The organism is Herbaspirillum sp. C7C8 (assembly GCF_022627875.1).
Lineage (GTDB): Bacteria > Pseudomonadota > Gammaproteobacteria > Burkholderiales > Burkholderiaceae_D > Herbaspirillum.
In genome coordinates this window covers 283,118-299,539 of the sequence record NZ_JABXGG010000002.1, presented here as the reverse complement: position 1 = coordinate 299,539, position 16,422 = coordinate 283,118, and the positions used below count along the sequence as shown (strand labels likewise).

The window sequence follows — 16,422 nt, the reverse complement described above, 5'->3', positions numbered from 1 at the left end:
GCCCATGATGCTGCGCGCAAAACTCCTCCTGCTCTGGTTGCTGGCACTGGCCATTCCCGTCCAGGGATGGGCCGCAGTGCTGCAGCCCTGCGCGCCCGGACAACAGCAGTCGCTGCAGCATCACGCGTCGGCGATGCCGCAGGCACATCAGGCGCATCAAGGACATCACGCGGATCATGTGGCAGCAGCGCAAGTGGCCGCTGCCGATGATACACAGACCGAACATCAGCAACAGCAACAGCCACAGGCCCACGGCTCCTGCAGCTTCTGCGCCGCCTGCACCGTCGGTGGCCTGCTGCCGCTGGCCTTGACTGCACCGCCTGCTCCCGATCTTCCCTCGCGCGAGTTCAACGCGCTGCCGGCTTCCGGCTTCGTCGGCTATCTGCCGGAAAATCCCGACCGTCCCCCTGCCCTCGCCTGACATCGCCCTGCACACCTTCGCGTGTGTCTAAGCCCGCACGTGCCGAACCCGGCGCGTGCGGGGCATGACGATCATCATCAGACGAGGATTCCATGATGTCCCACGTTTCACGTCCCTGGCGGACTGCCGCCGTGGCCGCCTGCACCTTGCTGGCCGGCTGCGCGCAGCTGTCGCCCGACGGCGGTTTCGACCAGCTCGCGCAGAGCAGCAGCGCGCGTCTCGGCCAGGCCCCTGCCTGGAACCGTACCCCGCAACAAACCCAGGCCAGCAAGGAGCGCGTGCGCCAGTTGCTGCACGATCCTGCCGACGGTGCAGCGCGCCTGGCCAACGCCGACGATGCGGTGCAGATTGCGCTCATCCACAATCCGGACCTGCAGGCCGAGTTCGCCCAACTCGGCGTGGCCGAAGCCGACCTGGTGCAAGCCGGGCGGCTGCCCAATCCGGGGTTTTCTTTCAAGCGCACCCATGCCGGTGACGATCTGAAGATCGAACGCAGCCTGTCGTTGGGCCTCATGCGCCTGCTCACCCTGCCGGCTGCCTCGCGCATCGAGCAACGGCGCTTCGAGCAGGTCCGTCTGTGGCTGGCCGGGCGCGTGCTGACGGTCGCAGCACAGACCCGACAAGCCTACTATCGGGCGGTCGCCGCGCAGCAGGGCTTGCAGTATCAGGAGCAAGTAGCCGACGCCGCCGAGGCCGCGCATGAACTGGCCGCGCAGATGGCGCGGCTGGGCAATATCAGCCAGCTTGATGCGGCGCGCGAGCAGTTCTTCTATGGACAGGCCCAGGCCAGCCTGCAACAGGCCCGTCGGCAGGCGGCGCAACACAAGGAAGCGCTGGCCCGCCTGCTGGGCCTGGCGCCGGATTTCGCCCTGCCCGCGCAATTGCCGGCACTGCCCCGGCAGCTTGATACGGTGGACGACATCGAACAGCAAGCCCTGCAACAGCGCCTGGACGTGCAGGCTGCGCGCACCGAACTGGAGGGCCTGCAAGCCTCGCTGGGCCTGACCCGCACCACGCGCCTGATCAACGTGCTGGACCTGGGCGCAGTGCGGACCACCGAGAGTGGCAAGCCGCCCGAAAACGGTTACGAAATCTCGCTGGAGATTCCCTTGTTCGATTGGGGCCAGGCGCGCGTGGCCAAGGCCGAGGCCATCTATCTGCAAGGCGCGCACAAACTGGCCGCCAGCGTGCTCGATGCCCGCGCCCAGGCGCGCCTGGCCTGGCGCGAGCGGGAGGATGCCTATGCGCTTGCACGACGTTTCCAGGATCAACTGGTGCCGCTACGCCAGCGCATCGCCGAGGAAAACGTACTGCGCTACAACGGCATGCTCATCAGCGTCTTCGCCCTGCTGGCCGACGCCCGCGAACAGGCTGCCACCGTGAACGCCGCCATCGAAGCCCAGCGTGATTTCTGGATCGCCGACGCCGGCCTGCAACAGGCGCTGGGCGGCCATCCCCAACCAGGAAAGCAACCATGAACCCGACCGACAAACAACGCCGCCACTTCCTGCAAGGCGCGGCCCTGGCGGTGAGCGCCGGCGCCCTCAGCCGCGCGGGCGCCGCCAGCCTGCCCGAAGCCGCGCTGCAAACCAGCGCCGCGACGCAGCCGCCACTGCAACCTGCCAATGGCCGCCCTTATCAGCCGGTGGTCACGCTCAACGGCTGGAGCCTGCCCTGGCGCATGAAGAACGGCGTCAAGGAATTCCATCTGGTGGCCGAAGCGGTGGAACGTGAAATCGCCCCCGGCATGAAGGCCAGGCTGTGGGGCTACAACGGCCAGAGCCCCGGCCCGACCATCGAAGTGGTGGAAGGCGACCGGGTGCGCATCTTCGTCACCAACAAGCTGCCTGAGGCAACGTCGGTGCACTGGCACGGCCAGCGCCTGCCCAACGGCATGGATGGCGTATCGGGCCTGACGCAGCCGGCCATCCCGCCGGGCAAGACCTACGTCTACGAATTCACGGCCAAACGGGCCGGCACCTTCATGTATCACCCCCATGCCGACGAGATGGTGCAGATGGCCATGGGCATGATGGGCTTCTGGGTCACGCATCCCAGAGACCCCGGCTTCATGCGGGTGGACCGCGATTTCGTGTTCCTGATGAATGCCTACGACATTGCGCCGGGGGCAGCCGTCCCCAAGGTCAGCACCATGCTGGACTTCAACCTGTGGACCTGGAACAGTCGTGCCTTCCCCGGCATCGACCCGCTGGTGGTACGACAGAACGACCGGGTGCGCATCCGCGTGGGCAATCTCACCATGACCAATCATCCGCTGCATCTGCATGGTCACGAGTTCAGCGTCACCGGCACCGATGGCGGCTGGGTGCCGCCATCGGCACGCTGGCCTGAGGTCACCACCGACATTGCCGTGGGCCAGATGCGCGCCATCGAGTTTGACGCCACCGAAGAAGGCGACTGGGCCCTGCACTGTCACAAGGCGCACCACACCATGAACGCCATGGGCCATGACGTGCCGACCATGATCGGGGTTGACCAGTCCAAGGTAGTGAACAAGATCAGCCGGCTCATTCCCGACTACATGGTCATGGGCGACAAGGGCGGCTCGATGGGCGAGATGGAGATGCCTCTGCCGGACAACACTCTGCCCATGATGACCGGACGGGGACCGTACGGACCCATCGAGATGGGTGGCATGTTCAGCACCGTCAAGGTTAGGCGCACGCTGGCGCGGGATGACTATCGGGACCCTGGCTGGTATCGCGCCCCTGCCGGCACGGTGGCGCGCGAATGGCAAGGCGAGATGCCCGAGGCACGGCGGGCGACACCGGACCAGTCCGGCTCCGGCGCACCGGCCACGCTGGAGGTCATCAAGCCCGGCGGGCATCAGGGGCATCATTGAATGTTCGACTCATTGAAGGCCCCGGCAATCTCATTGTTGAATGACTGTTTTTTGAATCAGCGACTGTGCTTCGCTGACGACTTCATGAAAGGAAAGATCATGTTACGCAAGCTCCTCATCACCGTAGTCCTTTGTCTTGACGCATGGGCGGCTCACGCACAGGGTGATGCGCCGCAGGTGGAGGGTGAAATCCGCAAGGTCGACACCGGCAATGGCAAGCTGACCATCCGTCATGGCGAGATTCCCAATTTGCAGATGGGTGGCATGACGATGGTGTTCAAAGCCACGCCCGAGATCCTGGCGCGGGCGCGCGAAGGTGAAAAGATCCGCTTTACTGCCGACCGGGTCGATGGTGCCCTGACCGTGACCTCGCTGGAAGAAAAGCGCTGATCTTGCCAGGGCGAGCTCGGGACGATGCGCAATTTCGTCGTCCCGACGACCATGCTGTCGGGGACTTGGCGGTATCATCGGGGTTCGTTTCATCCATCCTGTCCATAAGACATAAGAGGCGGCCCTGCCGCCGCACAACAAAGGAGACTCCGGCATGCCCCAAGCGATCGAGCAAACCCCGTCGGCCTATGGCTATCCGCTGTTGATCAAGCAGTTGCTGCACAGCGCCCTGGCCACCGCCCCCGAGCAGGAAATCATTTACGGTGCGCGTCGCCTGAGCTATACCGGCTTTTACGAGCGGGTGCAGCGGCTGGCCAATGTGCTCAAGGAAATGGGAGTGCAGGCAGGCCATACGGTGGCCGTGATGGACTGGGACAGCAATCGCTATCTGGAATGTTTCTTCGCGGTGCCGATGATGGGTTGCGTGTTGCAGACGGTGAATGTGCGTCTGTCGCCGGAGCAGATTGCCTACACCTTGAATCATGCCCAGGCGGATATCTTGCTGGTCAATTCGGATTTCATGCCGGTGTTGAAGCAGATCCGGGGCGAGCTGAACACGCTGACGCGCTGTGTTCTGCTCACCGACGATGGCAGTCCCTGTCCGCAGGGACCGGGCTTTGCGGGGGAGTACGAAGCCTTGCTGGCCGAGGCTGGCAGCCGGTATGACTTCCCTGACTTTGACGAGAACGCGCGCGCGACCACCTTCTACACCACCGGTACGACGGGCTTGCCCAAGGGGGTGTATTTCAGCCATCGGCAGCTGGTACTGCATACGCTGGGCACCACGGCCGGGCTGGCATTGGCGCCGCAGCAGGGGCGTTTGCATCGGGACGATGTCTATATGCCCTTGACGCCGATGTTCCATGTGCATGCGTGGGGGCTGCCTTATGTCGCGACGATGGCGGGGGTCAAGCAGGTATATCCGGGGCGTTATGTACCCGATACCATCTGCAAGCTGATCCGTGAGGAGAAGGTGACGTTCTCGCATTGTGTGCCGACCATTCTGCAAATGGTGCTGACTTCCGAGCAGGCGCGCGAGGTGGATCTGTCTGGGTGGAAGATGATCATTGGCGGTTCGGCGATGACCGGGAGTCTGGCGCGGATGGCGCGGGATCGGGGGATTGATGTCTTTACCGGCTACGGGATGTCGGAGACCTGTCCGGTATTGACGCTGGCGCAGGTGCCGACCGCGGAGCTGGGCGGTGAGCGCGAAGCCACGCTGCGGGTGAAGACCGGGCGGCCCTTGCCGCTGGTGGCCTTGCGCACGGTGGACGCCGAGATGAACGACTGTCCTCGGGATGGCAAGAGCACCGGCGAAGTCGTGGTGCGCGCCCCCTGGCTGACTCAGGGCTATCTGCATCAACCGGACGCATCGGAAGAATTGTGGCGCGGTGGGTGGCTGCATACGCAAGATATCGGCCATCTGGATGCCGAGGGCTATCTGCAGGTGACCGACAGGATCAAGGATGTCATCAAGACCGGAGGCGAATGGGTCTCTTCTCTACAGATCGAGGACATCATCGCACGACATCCTGCCGTGGCTGAAACGGCAGTCATCGGGGTGCAGGATGGCAAGTGGGGAGAGCGGCCCGTTGCTCTGGTCGTGCTGAAGAAGGATGCGGCCAATGTTTCCGAAGAGGATATCCGGCAGCATGTGATGGCGGCCGCTGAAGCAGGGACGATTTCTCGCTATGGCGTGCCGGATCGGGTGCGCTTCGTGCCTGAACTGGCGCGTACCAGCGTGGGGAAACTCAACAAGCGGGCGATGCGGGAGCAGTATCCTTCCGGGGGGTGATCTTTTCCTTTTTGTGTTGGTGGATGTTGTTTTGGTGGGCTTGGTTTTTGGTTTTGGTTTTTGGGTAGTCTGCACGGATTGCTGTTCTGCGCTCTAGCTTAATGCCTATCTTTCTCCGGTCGGAACGGAGCGCCGGGGGCGGCCCGGCAGCCGCTCACTTTTCTTGTCTCGCCAAGAAAAGTAAGCAAAAGAAGGCGACCGCAGCTGCACCGCCCTCCTTCGGAGGGTCCCCGATTCAGAAGCCAACAAAACGGGAAAAATAGAGTCGCTTCGCTCCGACTATTTTTCTGATCCGTTTTGTTGGCTTCTGAATCGGCGGCGCAGATGCGGACGACCTAAACGCCTCGCCTTCGGCTTTGCGTTGGCGTTCTTTCGCCTTCGATACGTCGCTGCGCGACTACTCAGGACGAAAGAACATTAATAATTTAAACAATAAAAACCAAATCAGGACGTTGATCGAAGAAAAAATCGATGCCACAGGCGAGCCAACACAAAGCCGAAGGCGAGTCGGAGACCGGGCGAGGCCGCAGGCGAGCACGAGTGGAATCTCCCCATAGAGCCAGCCGTCGCAGTGGAGCGAAAAGTGGATCAGAAGGATAGTCGGAGCGAAGCGACTCTATCCTTCCCACTTTTCGCTCCGCTGCGACGGGGACCCTCCGTAGGAGGGCTGGCTCTCTGGGGTCGCCTTCTTTTGCTTACTTTTCTTGGCGAGACAAGAAAAGTGAGCGGCTGCCGGGCCGCCCCCGGCGCGTCCTCCCGACCGGAGAAAGATAAGCATTAAGCTAGAGCGCAGGAAGAAATTCCGTGCAGACTACCCAAAACAGCAAAAACAAAAACACACCCCGCCAAGACAACATCAACCAGCAACGGGAACAAGTCAGGAAATCAGCTTGATGTAACCAGTCGCATCAAGGAACCCATCAGCAGAGAAAGGCACAGCCGGCTTCAGCTTGAAGATCCACTGTTCATAAGGCGCCGCATTGATGGCATCAGGCGCATCAAGCAGCACCTCGTTGACAGCAATCACCTCCCCATCAACAGGCGCATGCAGATCAGAAGCTGTCTTGTTGGACTCGACGATGCCCGATTCAGCCCCCTGTGCCAACACCTTGCCCACCGCTGGCATATCCACATACACCAGCGGCCCCAACTGTTCCTGACCGAAATCGGTAATACCGATGGTCAGTGTCCCGTCGTCTTCAAGCTTCACCCACTCATGGGTATCGGCATAGACCAGATGATCCGGAATGTGCATCACAGTCTCCTCATGCAAATGATTATTTGGCCTCAGCCTTGCTGCCATCGGCAAACACCGGCTCACCCAGGTTGAGCATCAAGCGGTTGGCCCAGGCGAAGATGGCCACCGAATGAATCAGATCCAGCACTTCCAGCTCGTTCAAGCCCACGTCATACAGCGCCTTGATCTGCCCGGCGCTGATATCACCAGGCGTCTCGGTCAGTTCCGCCGAGAACTTGGCGATGGCCTGCTCGCGCGCGTCCACCCCTGCCCCATAAGGCGAATCGAACACCTGCCGAACCGTATCGTTACGCTTGGCCAACTGCTCAAAACGCTGTGCATGGACCGACGCACAATACACACAGCCATTGATACGCGAAACCACCAGCGAACCCAGCTCCCGCTCGGCGCGCGACAACCCGCCTGGCGCATACATGATGGCGTTGAATGCAGCCGAGCGCTGACGCAGGATGTCCGGCTGATGCGCCAGAAACAGGTAATAGTCCGAGGTCTTGGCCTTGGGATGGCTTTCTTCCAGCACCTTGATCTGGTCCTCACTGGCCGCTTCCAGCTGGATCACATCCAGCCAGGCATCCCACTCCAGGGACTCATTGGTAAAGCCATTGGCCTTGATGATGTCGCTCATGTCGACTCTCCTTACTGGGCAGCGGCAGCACGCATGGCCTTCAGGCCCGCGACCACACGCAATTGATAGGACACGAAAGCGATCAGCTGCGACAGCGCCACCACCGCAGGCGTACTGATGCCAGCGGCCGGCAGCTTCTCGATCGCCGCCTTGTCGCCTTCCACCGGCCGCTGCGTCAACGCGCGCGTAAAGACCAGCATGGCGCGCAAACGGCCCTCCGGCAATTGCTCAGGCGCGCCACTCTCAGCCACCGCCAGTTGCCCGGCATCAGCCGACACCGCCTGCGCACGTTCGCGGTAGTGCGCAGCCAGATCGGACGCACCCGCCAGACGGCAGGCGTACAGCGCCACCAGCAGACGCTCGTCCAGGCCGATGCCCTCCAGAGCCGGATCGAACAAGGTGTCATAGCTGCCCTGTGACGCCACGGCCACCTTGTCGCGCTGATGGCGCAGGCCGTGCAGGGGACTGCCAGCGGCCAGACCGGCCAACTGGTCGATGACATCCTTGCTGATGTCGTAGACAGGGGTACTCATGAAATTTCCTTTGTGGATGTGTGCCTGGCCAGCGCCTCGCGCAGGAAGTGCTGCGCCTGCTGCCAGGCGTCGAGATCGGCGCGGGCATTGGCGGCGGGCTCGCCGCCACCGGTACTGATGCGCCCCGAGACCGGGTGCGCATACGTGGTCTGCGTGGTCGGAACAAACGGGAACAGAATCGAATGGCCGGCATGCGCATAGTCGCGCCATACCACCGGCCAGCGATGCGACACCTCGGCCAGCTTGTCACGCACCATCGCGCAATACAGACTGGAAGGCCAGGAACCATCATCGGTGGCCGACAGCAGCAACACCGGTGCCGTGATCTTCTCCACCGGAATGCGGGCACGCGCCACCGCATCCTCATCCTGCAGCGCAGTCAGCATGGCCAGCGCATGACGGTGCGGGGCCGGGCCTTCGTCAAACGGTGCCCAGCTGGCCGTGCGGTTGTCCTGCCATTGATGCGGCAAGGGTTCACCGCGCAGCAACCAGGTCGGACCTTCCCGCCCCACGGCCGGGTCAGCCGCGTTCTGGCCGCTGTGTACCAGGGCACTGGGTACATAGGCCAACACCGCCGAGACCTTCTGCGGGAAGACCGCAGCCAGCAGCAACACCAGCTCGCCGCCGCGCGACTGCCCACTGATGGCGACGAAATCGTGCAAGGGACGTACCTCGGCACGCAACCAGTCCAGACCGCGTTCAACATATTCCAGCGGTGTATTGGAGATGTAGTCCGACAGGCCCGGCGCCTTGAAATACGCCAGCGCAAAGGCCGCATAACCACGCGCCGCATACAGCGCGGCACGCGGTTCATTGATGCCGCCACCGGACCCGTTGAGAATCATCACCGCCGGATGCGGCCCCGGCGTGGCCGGCAGGAACAGCGTACCGACCAGCCCCTGCTCCCGCACCTCGCGCCGGATCACGCCGGCACCGGCCAGCCGTTGCACCAGCTCGGTACTGGCCGGAACACAAGGTGCGAGCCCGGGCTGATCCAGTGAAGAGACCGTCAGCGTGGTCACCAGCGGCGCCAGCACATCGGCATGGAAGAGATCGCGCCGGCCGGCCTGCACCGGCTTCTGCGACCACAGCAGCCCCATGGGATCGATACCGTAGTAATCGCCATCGATGGCGGGATTCATGCTCACGTCGACATTGCCGTAGGCATCGGCAATGTAGCAGGCGGCGCTGCGCCACTCGATACCCTCCCGCAAGGTAGACGAGGAAATGCGCACCGGCTCGCCCGGATGCGCACCCCGCACGATGATGCGGCGGGGTACGTCGATCAGGTCGTCGGCCGGGCTGACGTCAATCGAGAAGTTGGGCATGCGCTTACTTCTTGTCCTGCGTCACCATCATGGCGGTGGTACGGTCACTGGTGATCGGAGTGACCTTCAGGCCCTTCCTGGCCGCCCAGATGTTCTGGTAGTGATACAGCGGAATCACGCCCACATCGTCCGAGACCGTCTTGGCAGCACCACGCAGAATGGCCTCACGCTTGGCCGCATCGAACTCGGCGGTCGAATCGGCCAGGGCCTTGTCCACGGCCGAGCTGCTGTAGTGGTTCCAGTTCGAGGCACCAATCCCCTTCTTGGGATCGACCGTCCCCAGCACATTGACCAGCGCATAGCTGGCTTCACCGGTACCGTTACCCCAGGCCAGCACGGAGACGGCAAACTCGTTCTTGTTGGCACGCGAGGAATACGACGCCCACGGCAGCACCTCGACCTGGGTCTTGATGCCGATGCGGGTCCAGAACTGCGCCACCGCCTGCATGGTCTCCGGCGCCTGCGGATAGCGGTCGTTGGGCACGTGGATGGTCAGCTTGAATCCTTCCGGGAAACCGGCCTGGGCCAACAGCTTCTTGGCCTGCGCAGCGTCGAAGGGGATGTTCTTGATCTCCGGGTTGTAGCCGAAGGTATCGGCCGGCATCCACTGGTTGGCCTCGGTGGCCGCACCCTGCAGGATGCGGTCGATCAGGGCCTTGCGGTTGATGGCCAGCGACATGGCACGGCGCACGCGCACGTCCAGCAGCGGGTTCTTCTCCAGCGGCTTGCCATTGTTGTCGGTAATGAAGGGGCTCGGGCCTTCATGGAAGCTCGGCTGGATCAGCAGCACGCGCAGGCCGTTGTAGGGATAGACCTTGATATCGGGTGACTGCTTGAGCCTGGCCAGGTCCGACACCGAAACCTTGTCGATCACATCCACATCACCCGAGAGCAACGCAGCGGTACGCGCCGCACCATTGTTGATGTAGCGGTAGTTGACCTTTTCCCACAGCGCCTTGCCATTCCAGTAGTCGTCGTTACGCTGCATCACCACGCGATCACCCGGGATGTAGGAGACGAACTTGTAAGGGCCGGTACCGATCATCGCGGCACCACTGTTGTAGTTCTCGGTGGTCGATTTCTCGCCCACGTGCTTGCTCACGATATGCACCGAGGCCAGATTCAGCGGCAGGTCCGGATTGGGAACATTGGTCTTGATGACCAGCGTCAGCGGATCCTTGGCCGTGACCGATTCCACCGTGCGCAGGTAGCCGGCGAAGGTGGCCACGCTGCCCGGCACCGCGCGGGCGCGCTGGTAGGAGAAGATCACGTCATCGGCTGTGAAGGGCTTGCCATCCTGCCACCTGACGTTGGGACGCAGCTTGAATTCCCAGGTCTTGGGGTCGATGTTCTTCCAGCTCACGGCCAGGCCGGGCACCAGCTTGTTGTAATCGTTCTGGACCAGCAGGTCCCAGAAATGCAGGTCCACGGAGCGGTCACCGGCATGGTTGTTCAGTTGCGGATCCAGCGAGGACAGCGGATCGGCAAAGCCGATGTTCAGGTTCTGCGCATGCGCCGCATCGGCGGCAGCGGCCAGGGCTGCACCGGTCAGGGCGACGGCCAGCAGGCGGGTCAGGAGGGTCTTCTTCATGGTCGGGTTCCTCTGTGGTCAGGGTGGAAGCACTACGGATACATCAGTTCGGGGCTTTCTGGACGGCCCCCTTGCTCAGTCCGAACGGTAGGTAGAACATTTCAACAAACCTTGTCAACGGCCATCATTGAGATGGCAGGCACTCCTGTGTCCCGGCGCGATCTCGCGCAACACAGGCTGCTCTTCACGGCAACGCTGCGTGGCATGCGGGCAGCGCGGGTTGAAGTGGCAACCAGTGGGCGGATTGAGCGGGCTGGGAATCTCGCCCTTGATGGCGGTGAATTCCTTCTTGCGTGCTCCCATGCGCGGCACCTCGGCCAGCAGCGCCTGCGTGTAGGGATGGTTGGGCTGGCCGAACAATTCGGCCACCGGCGCACTTTCCACCACACGCCCCAGGTACATGATGACCACGCGGTCCGACACGTGCTCCACTACCCCCAGGTCATGGCTGATGAAGAGATAGGTCAGACCCAGTTGCTCACGCAGGTCCATGAACAGATTGAGGATCTGCGCCTGGATCGATACATCCAGCGCCGCCACTGCCTCGTCGCAGACCAGCATCTGCGGCTGCACTGCCAGTGCGCGGGCGATGCCGATGCGCTGGCGCTGGCCGCCGGAGAACTGGTGCGGATAGCGGTCACGCAGGGCCGGATCGAGACCGGCGCGCAGCAACTGCTGGCAGACGTAGGCATCGAGGTCGCCCTCGACCTTTCCATTCACTTGCGCCGCTTCGCCCACGATCTGGTCGATGCGCAAACGCGGATTCAGGCTGGCATACGGATTCTGGAAAATCATTTGCACCTGCAGGCGTGCCTCGGCCTCTTCTCTGCCGTTGAGGCTGGCGCGCTCGCGCCCATGGACCAGTACCTGGCCATCGGAAGGATCAAGCAGGCCGCAGGCTACCCGGCCCAGGGTGGATTTGCCGCAGCCGGATTCGCCGACCAGGCCGACCACTTCGCCAGGCAAGACCCTGAGGTCCACCTGGTCCAGCGCATGGGTAACGGCCGGCGGTCGGCTCCAGCCGCGCGCCTGCAACTGGCGTTCCAGCCAGCCCTGGCGGCGCTCGCCGAAGCGGCGGCTGACGGCGCGGGTTTCGATCAGAGGGATGACGGCCTTATCCATGGTGCTCGTTGCTCTGTGTGCTTGGGATGGGGTGATGGCAGCGCACCCGGTGCGCCGGCAGGGGCTCGCTGATCGCGGGGGCCACCAGGCACTGCCGGGACAGGCGCTCGCAGCGGGCAGCGAAGGCGCAGGTCGGCGGCAGGTGCAGCAGGTTGGGCGTCATCCCGGGAATCTGGCGCAGACGCGCACCGCGCCGGTTGTTGCTGGGCAGGCTGCCGATGAGGCCCTGCGTATAGGGATGCAGCGACGCATCCAGCACCGCATCCACACTGCCCTGCTCGACGATGCGCCCGGCATACATCACCGCCACTTCATCGGCCAGGCCCGCCACCACGGACAGGTCGTGCGTGATCCAGATCAGCGCGGTGCCATGCTGGCGCGCCAGCTTCTGCACTTCCGACAGGATCTGCGCCTGGATGGTCACATCCAGGGCCGTGGTCGGCTCATCGGCAATGATGAGGTCGGGCTTGTGCAGCATCGCGATGGCAATCGCCACGCGCTGACGCATGCCGCCCGACAATTGGTGCGGATAGGCCTGCAGCCGTTCCTCCGGGCTGGCGATACCCATCATGCCCAGAGTGTCACGGGCCAGTTCGCGCGCCTGCTGGCGGCCGACCTTGCTGTGCGCCAGCACGGCATCGACCATCTGCGCCTCCACCTTCAGGACCGGGTTCAGGGTCATCATCGGGTCCTGGAAGATCATGGCGATGCGGTTGCCCTGCAGCTCGCGCAGCGAAGTCTTGTCCATGCTGACCAGGTCGCGGCCCTGGAACAGGATCTCGCCGCCGACGATGCGGCCCGGCGCATCGACCATGCCGAGGATGGAAAAGCCGGTCACGCTCTTGCCCGATCCGGATTCACCGACCAGGCCAAGAATGCGGCCACGACCGACCGACAGCGAAACATCGTCGACCGCCGGCAGCACGCCTTCGGGCGTGAAGAAATGCGTGCGCAGGTTGCGCACGTCGAGAGTGGGCGCGCTCATTTCTGCCACCGTGGGTTGAGGATGTCGCGCAGGCGGTCACCGACCAGGTTGATGGCCACGATCACCACCAGCAGCGTGATGCCGGGATAGAAGCTGATCCAGTATTCGCCCGAGAGCATGTATTGGTAACCATTGGAGATGAGCAGGCCCAGCGAGGGTTCGGTAATGGGCACCCCCAGGCCGAGGAAGGACAAGGTCGCCTCCAGCGTGATGGCGCGCGCCACCTGCAAGGTACCGATGACGATGAGCGGCGGCAGGCAGTTGGGCAGGATGTGGCGCACCATGATGCGCCAGGACGACAGATTCAGGCCGCGCGCGGCCTCCACGTATTCCTTGCGCCGCTCCACCAGTGCCTGGCCGCGTGCGGTGCGCGCGTAATACGCCCACTCCAGCACCACCAGCGTGGCCATCACGTTGAAGATGCCCTTGCCCACATAGGCCAGGATCAGCATTGCCACCAGGATCGAAGGGAAGGACAACACCAAGTCGGCAAAGCGCATGAGCAGCGTATCGACCTTGCCACCGGCATACGCGGCCAGCAGGCCAATGAGCGTGCCGATGACACCGGCGATCAGGGCTGAGCCCACGCCGATGCCCACGCTGATGCGCAGGCCATAGAGAATGGCCGAGACCAGATCGCGGCCCTGGCCATCGGTGCCCAGCCAATAGGTAAAGCTGCCTGCACCGTTAATCGTGCCAGGATGCAGGCGTGCATCAAGCACATCGAGCTGCATCAGGTCATACGGATTCTGCGGCGTGATCCACGGAGCAGCGATGGCGCCGACGATGAGCAGCAGCACGATCACCAGTCCCAGCATGGCCGAACGCGAGGCCACGAAATGGCGCATCACGCGCCGCCATGGGGACTCGCGGCGCGGGGCCCGGAAGGCCGACAGCTCGGCCACGCGGGCGCGCACCTGTTCTTGCGTCATCGTCACTTCGGTCTGCGGCGCGCTCATGCACGGGCCTCCACCCGCACACGCGGGTCCAACAATTTGTAGAGCACATCGACCACCAGATTGATGGTGACGAACATGCAGACGATCACCATCAGGTAAGCCACGATGACAGGACGATCCAGTGCGTTGATGCTGTCCAGGATCAGCTTGCCCGCGCCAGGCCAGGCAAAGATGCTTTCTGTGACCACCGCAAAGGCAATGGTGGAGCCGAACTCCAGCCCGACTACGGTCACCAGCGGGATGAGCGTATTGCGCAGCACGTACATCAGCACCACGCGCGCCGGGGACAAGCCCTTGGCACGGGCGAACTTCACGTAGTCCATCGGCAGCACCTCACGCACGTTGGCGCGGGTAAGGCGAATGACCAGCGAAATCTTGAACAGCGACAGGTTGATGGCCGGCAGGATCATGTGACGCCAGCCATCGGCGGTGAGCCACGACCATTGCACACCGAACAGTTCGGCGGTCTGGCCGCGTCCGCCCGAAGGCAGCCATCCCAGCGTGACCGAGAAGGCCATGATCAACATCAGCCCGATCCAGAAGGTCGGCAGCGAAAACCCGAAGATGCTGGTGGTCATCACCAGGCGCGAGAAGGGATGATCCGGCTTCATGCCCGCGAACAGCCCCAGCGGCACCCCGACCAGCAAGGCCAGCAGCAACGCCGCCAAGGCCAGTTCCAGCGTGGCCGGCAGGCGCTGGAAGATCAGCAGGATGGCCGGAGTGTTGTAGACGAAGCTGTTGCCCAGATTGCCGTGCAGCGCGCCATTGATGAAGGCCAGGTACTGGCGCCACACCGGCTGATCCAGTCCCAGTTCCTGGATGATGCGCAGGCGGTCCACCTGATCGACATCCTGGCCGATGAGGATATCGACCGGATTGCCGATCATGTGCAGACCGAAGAAGACGATCACCGTCATCAACAGCACCACCATCAGCGCCTGCAACACGCTCTTTGCGATCGCTGCACTCATGCGGGCAGCTCCCAGGGCGATTCGCTCCACTCGTCGCCTTCCAGTTCCGGTTCTTCATAGGACTGGATATTGCGGTAGTGATACTCGACGTCTTCGCCGTACATCAGTGCAGCAATTCCCTGCGCCAGGCGGTAGGCGCCATCGCTGATGGCGGGGATGTCGCCGGAAACCGTGCCATGGCTGGCCGCCGCCGGATAGCAGAAGCAATGTATGCGCTCCAGGCCCGGCAGGCTGCCCGGGGTCTTTTGCTGGAACTCGAATACCGGCCCCAGGTAGGGCGAGTCGGCCAGCTCCTGGTCTTCTTCGCCGGCCGGCGGAGTGTAGCGGTCGCTCCAGTTGAGGATGTGCGGGGCGATGTCCTTGAATTCGCTACGCAGGCTCCAGTCGATCTTGAAGCCAGTGGAGAAGAACAGGAAATCCAGTTCCAGCGGGCCGCGATTGGTCTGCAGCAGCAGCGTGCCGTCCGGCTTGACTTTGACCGATTCGATGGCGGTGCCCAGCAGGAAGCGTGCATTGGCAAAGCGCGAGACGCGGCGGGTGCTGCCGGAGGGCGGCGGCACCTGCTGCGCATTGACGTAGTGGCGGATGCGCCACTTCCATTCGTCCGACAGGTGCAGGTGACCGTTAACCAGGCCGGGGCTGCCCGATCCCTTGCCCTTGTTGATGCGCGGCAGGTCCTTGCGGCGGATCAGCATATCCACTCGCGCAGCCCCCTCTTCCAGTGCGGTGGCAGCACTGTCCATGGCGGAGGCGCCACCACCGATCACGCCCACGCGCTTGCCCTTGAGGCTGGCATAGTCGAACAGGTCCGAGGAATGTGCCCAGCGATCGCGCGGCAACTGATCGGCCAGCGGCGGCAGGTAGGCGCCACCCAGGCCGTCGCGGCCGGTGGCCACCACCACGCGGCGCGCCAGCACGGTCGATGTGCCCGCAGGCGATTGCAGCTGCAGCGCCACGATGCCATCGGCGCGCGGCTGCACGGCCAGCACGCGGTGTTCGTTGCGGATATCGAGCTGCATGACGCGACGGAACCAGCGCAGGTACTCCATCCATTGCAGGCGCGGGATCTTGTCCAGCGCTTCCCAGGCGTCCAGCCCGAACTGGGCCTCGAACCAGGCACGGAAGGTCAGCGCCGGGAAGCCCAGTGCGGGACCGGTCAGGGTCTTGGGCGAGCGCAGGGTTTCCATGCGCGCAGTGGTGGCCCAGGGGCCTTCGAAGTCCTTGGGCGACTGGTCATAGATCACATTGGGAATGCCCAGGTGCGACAGCGCCACCGAGGCGGCCATGCCGGCCTGGCCGCCGCCGATGATGGCCACGTCGATCACCGGCACGCCATCGCGCAGGATGGCCGGGGTCCAGGACTTGCCGGGCAGCGCCAGCCATTGCAGATCCTGGCGCAGGCGCGCCTCCAGGGCAGCCAGTCCTTGCGGGGGAGCAGCGGGGATCAGGGTCGGTTCGGTCTCGTGCATAGCGCCTCGTCAAAAGCATGAAGAGACGTCGCGGGCAAGGGCCTGCGATCGTCTCGATTCGGGTTTTGTGATGCAACGCCCTTCCCGGTTGACGCTGCTTGCTTGGGTTCTA

At 63.4% G+C, this 16,422-nt stretch carries 15 protein-coding genes; 5 read left to right on the top strand and 10 right to left on the bottom strand.

The features are described from left to right. The first annotated feature begins 4 nt into the window (after positions 1–4). The 5 genes from HWE01_RS03580 (at position 5) to HWE01_RS03560 (ending at position 5,469) form a co-directional block, all read left to right on the top strand. Positions 5–421 (top strand): DUF2946 family protein, encoded by a 417-nt coding sequence (locus tag HWE01_RS03580; protein WP_241821112.1) that lies wholly within the window; start codon positions 5–7, stop codon positions 419–421. A 92-nt stretch (positions 422–513) separates the two neighbouring features. Beyond that, positions 514–1,899: a TolC family protein gene (locus tag HWE01_RS03575; protein WP_241821111.1), complete on the top strand. Its 1,386-nt coding sequence runs from the start codon at positions 514–516 to the stop codon at positions 1,897–1,899. Further along, on the top strand, positions 1,896–3,284 hold the full coding sequence (locus HWE01_RS03570; protein WP_241821110.1) for a multicopper oxidase family protein: 1,389 nt from the start codon (positions 1,896–1,898) through the stop codon (positions 3,282–3,284). Before HWE01_RS03575 ends, HWE01_RS03570 begins: the two co-directional genes overlap by 4 nt. A gap of 99 nt (positions 3,285–3,383) precedes the next feature. After that, positions 3,384–3,674, top strand: a complete 291-nt coding sequence (locus tag HWE01_RS03565; RefSeq protein WP_034350108.1) for a copper-binding protein — start codon at positions 3,384–3,386, stop codon at positions 3,672–3,674. Positions 3,675–3,828: 154 nt separating this feature from the next. Next, positions 3,829–5,469, top strand: coding sequence for a fatty acid--CoA ligase (locus HWE01_RS03560; protein ID WP_241821109.1), 1,641 nt, complete (start codon positions 3,829–3,831; stop codon positions 5,467–5,469). Between the two features lie 877 nt (positions 5,470–6,346). Here HWE01_RS03560 and gcvH read toward each other — a convergent pair. The 10 genes from gcvH to HWE01_RS03510 form a co-directional block, all read right to left on the bottom strand. Beyond that, on the bottom strand, positions 6,347–6,724 hold the full coding sequence (gcvH, locus tag HWE01_RS03555) for a glycine cleavage system protein GcvH (protein WP_241821108.1): 378 nt from the start codon (positions 6,722–6,724) through the stop codon (positions 6,347–6,349). Positions 6,725–6,746: 22 nt separating this feature from the next. Beyond that, on the bottom strand, positions 6,747–7,352 hold the full coding sequence (locus HWE01_RS03550) for a peroxidase-related enzyme (RefSeq protein ID WP_008327346.1): 606 nt from the start codon (positions 7,350–7,352) through the stop codon (positions 6,747–6,749). An 11-nt stretch (positions 7,353–7,363) separates the two neighbouring features. Further along, positions 7,364–7,885, bottom strand: coding sequence for a CMD domain protein (locus HWE01_RS03545; protein WP_008327345.1), 522 nt, complete (start codon positions 7,883–7,885; stop codon positions 7,364–7,366). After that, positions 7,882–9,213: an acyl-CoA thioester hydrolase/BAAT C-terminal domain-containing protein gene (locus HWE01_RS03540; protein ID WP_241821107.1), complete on the bottom strand. Its 1,332-nt coding sequence runs from the start codon at positions 9,211–9,213 to the stop codon at positions 7,882–7,884. Before HWE01_RS03540 ends, HWE01_RS03545 begins: the two co-directional genes overlap by 4 nt. 4 nt (positions 9,214–9,217) lie before the next feature. Next, positions 9,218–10,804 carry an ABC transporter substrate-binding protein gene (locus HWE01_RS03535; protein ID WP_241821106.1) on the bottom strand — a complete coding sequence of 529 codons (1,587 nt, stop codon included), beginning with the start codon at positions 10,802–10,804 and terminating at the stop codon, positions 9,218–9,220. Positions 10,805–10,918: 114 nt separating this feature from the next. Beyond that, positions 10,919–11,926, bottom strand: a complete 1,008-nt coding sequence (locus tag HWE01_RS03530) for an ABC transporter ATP-binding protein (protein WP_175345110.1) — start codon at positions 11,924–11,926, stop codon at positions 10,919–10,921. Beyond that, the gene (locus HWE01_RS03525; RefSeq protein WP_241821105.1) at positions 11,919–12,911 is read right to left on the bottom strand and encodes an ABC transporter ATP-binding protein; all 993 of its coding nucleotides are present in this window, start codon (positions 12,909–12,911) and stop codon (positions 11,919–11,921) included. Before HWE01_RS03525 ends, HWE01_RS03530 begins: the two co-directional genes overlap by 8 nt. Continuing rightward, on the bottom strand, positions 12,908–13,870 hold the full coding sequence (locus tag HWE01_RS03520; protein ID WP_175345108.1) for an ABC transporter permease: 963 nt from the start codon (positions 13,868–13,870) through the stop codon (positions 12,908–12,910). Before HWE01_RS03520 ends, HWE01_RS03525 begins: the two co-directional genes overlap by 4 nt. Further along, positions 13,867–14,841, bottom strand: coding sequence for an ABC transporter permease (locus HWE01_RS03515; RefSeq protein WP_241821104.1), 975 nt, complete (start codon positions 14,839–14,841; stop codon positions 13,867–13,869). The genes HWE01_RS03520 and HWE01_RS03515 overlap by 4 nt, the downstream gene beginning before the upstream one ends. Beyond that, complete coding sequence (locus tag HWE01_RS03510; protein WP_241821103.1) at positions 14,838–16,310, bottom strand: NAD(P)-binding domain-containing protein; 1,473 nt, start codon at positions 16,308–16,310, stop codon at positions 14,838–14,840. The genes HWE01_RS03515 and HWE01_RS03510 overlap by 4 nt, the downstream gene beginning before the upstream one ends. Between the last annotated feature and the right edge of the window lie 112 nt (positions 16,311–16,422).

Excerpts from the sequence above, each read along its gene's own strand:
- HWE01_RS03580 (WP_241821112.1), top strand. The coding sequence starts at position 5 with ATGATGCTGCGCGCAAAACTCCTCCTGCTCTGGTTGCTGGCACTGGCC.
- HWE01_RS03575 (WP_241821111.1), top strand. The coding sequence starts at position 514 with ATGATGTCCCACGTTTCACGTCCCTGGCGGACTGCCGCCGTGGCCGCC.
- HWE01_RS03570 (WP_241821110.1), top strand. The coding sequence starts at position 1,896 with ATGAACCCGACCGACAAACAACGCCGCCACTTCCTGCAAGGCGCGGCC.
- HWE01_RS03565 (WP_034350108.1), top strand. The coding sequence starts at position 3,384 with ATGTTACGCAAGCTCCTCATCACCGTAGTCCTTTGTCTTGACGCATGG.
- HWE01_RS03560 (WP_241821109.1), top strand. The coding sequence starts at position 3,829 with ATGCCCCAAGCGATCGAGCAAACCCCGTCGGCCTATGGCTATCCGCTG.
- gcvH (WP_241821108.1), bottom strand. The coding sequence starts at position 6,724 with ATGCACATTCCGGATCATCTGGTCTATGCCGATACCCATGAGTGGGTG.
- HWE01_RS03550 (WP_008327346.1), bottom strand. The coding sequence starts at position 7,352 with ATGAGCGACATCATCAAGGCCAATGGCTTTACCAATGAGTCCCTGGAG.
- HWE01_RS03545 (WP_008327345.1), bottom strand. The coding sequence starts at position 7,885 with ATGAGTACCCCTGTCTACGACATCAGCAAGGATGTCATCGACCAGTTG.
- HWE01_RS03540 (WP_241821107.1), bottom strand. The coding sequence starts at position 9,213 with ATGCCCAACTTCTCGATTGACGTCAGCCCGGCCGACGACCTGATCGAC.
- HWE01_RS03535 (WP_241821106.1), bottom strand. The coding sequence starts at position 10,804 with ATGAAGAAGACCCTCCTGACCCGCCTGCTGGCCGTCGCCCTGACCGGT.
- HWE01_RS03530 (WP_175345110.1), bottom strand. The coding sequence starts at position 11,926 with ATGGATAAGGCCGTCATCCCTCTGATCGAAACCCGCGCCGTCAGCCGC.
- HWE01_RS03525 (WP_241821105.1), bottom strand. The coding sequence starts at position 12,911 with ATGAGCGCGCCCACTCTCGACGTGCGCAACCTGCGCACGCATTTCTTC.
- HWE01_RS03520 (WP_175345108.1), bottom strand. The coding sequence starts at position 13,870 with ATGAGCGCGCCGCAGACCGAAGTGACGATGACGCAAGAACAGGTGCGC.
- HWE01_RS03515 (WP_241821104.1), bottom strand. The coding sequence starts at position 14,841 with ATGAGTGCAGCGATCGCAAAGAGCGTGTTGCAGGCGCTGATGGTGGTG.
- HWE01_RS03510 (WP_241821103.1), bottom strand. The coding sequence starts at position 16,310 with ATGCACGAGACCGAACCGACCCTGATCCCCGCTGCTCCCCCGCAAGGA.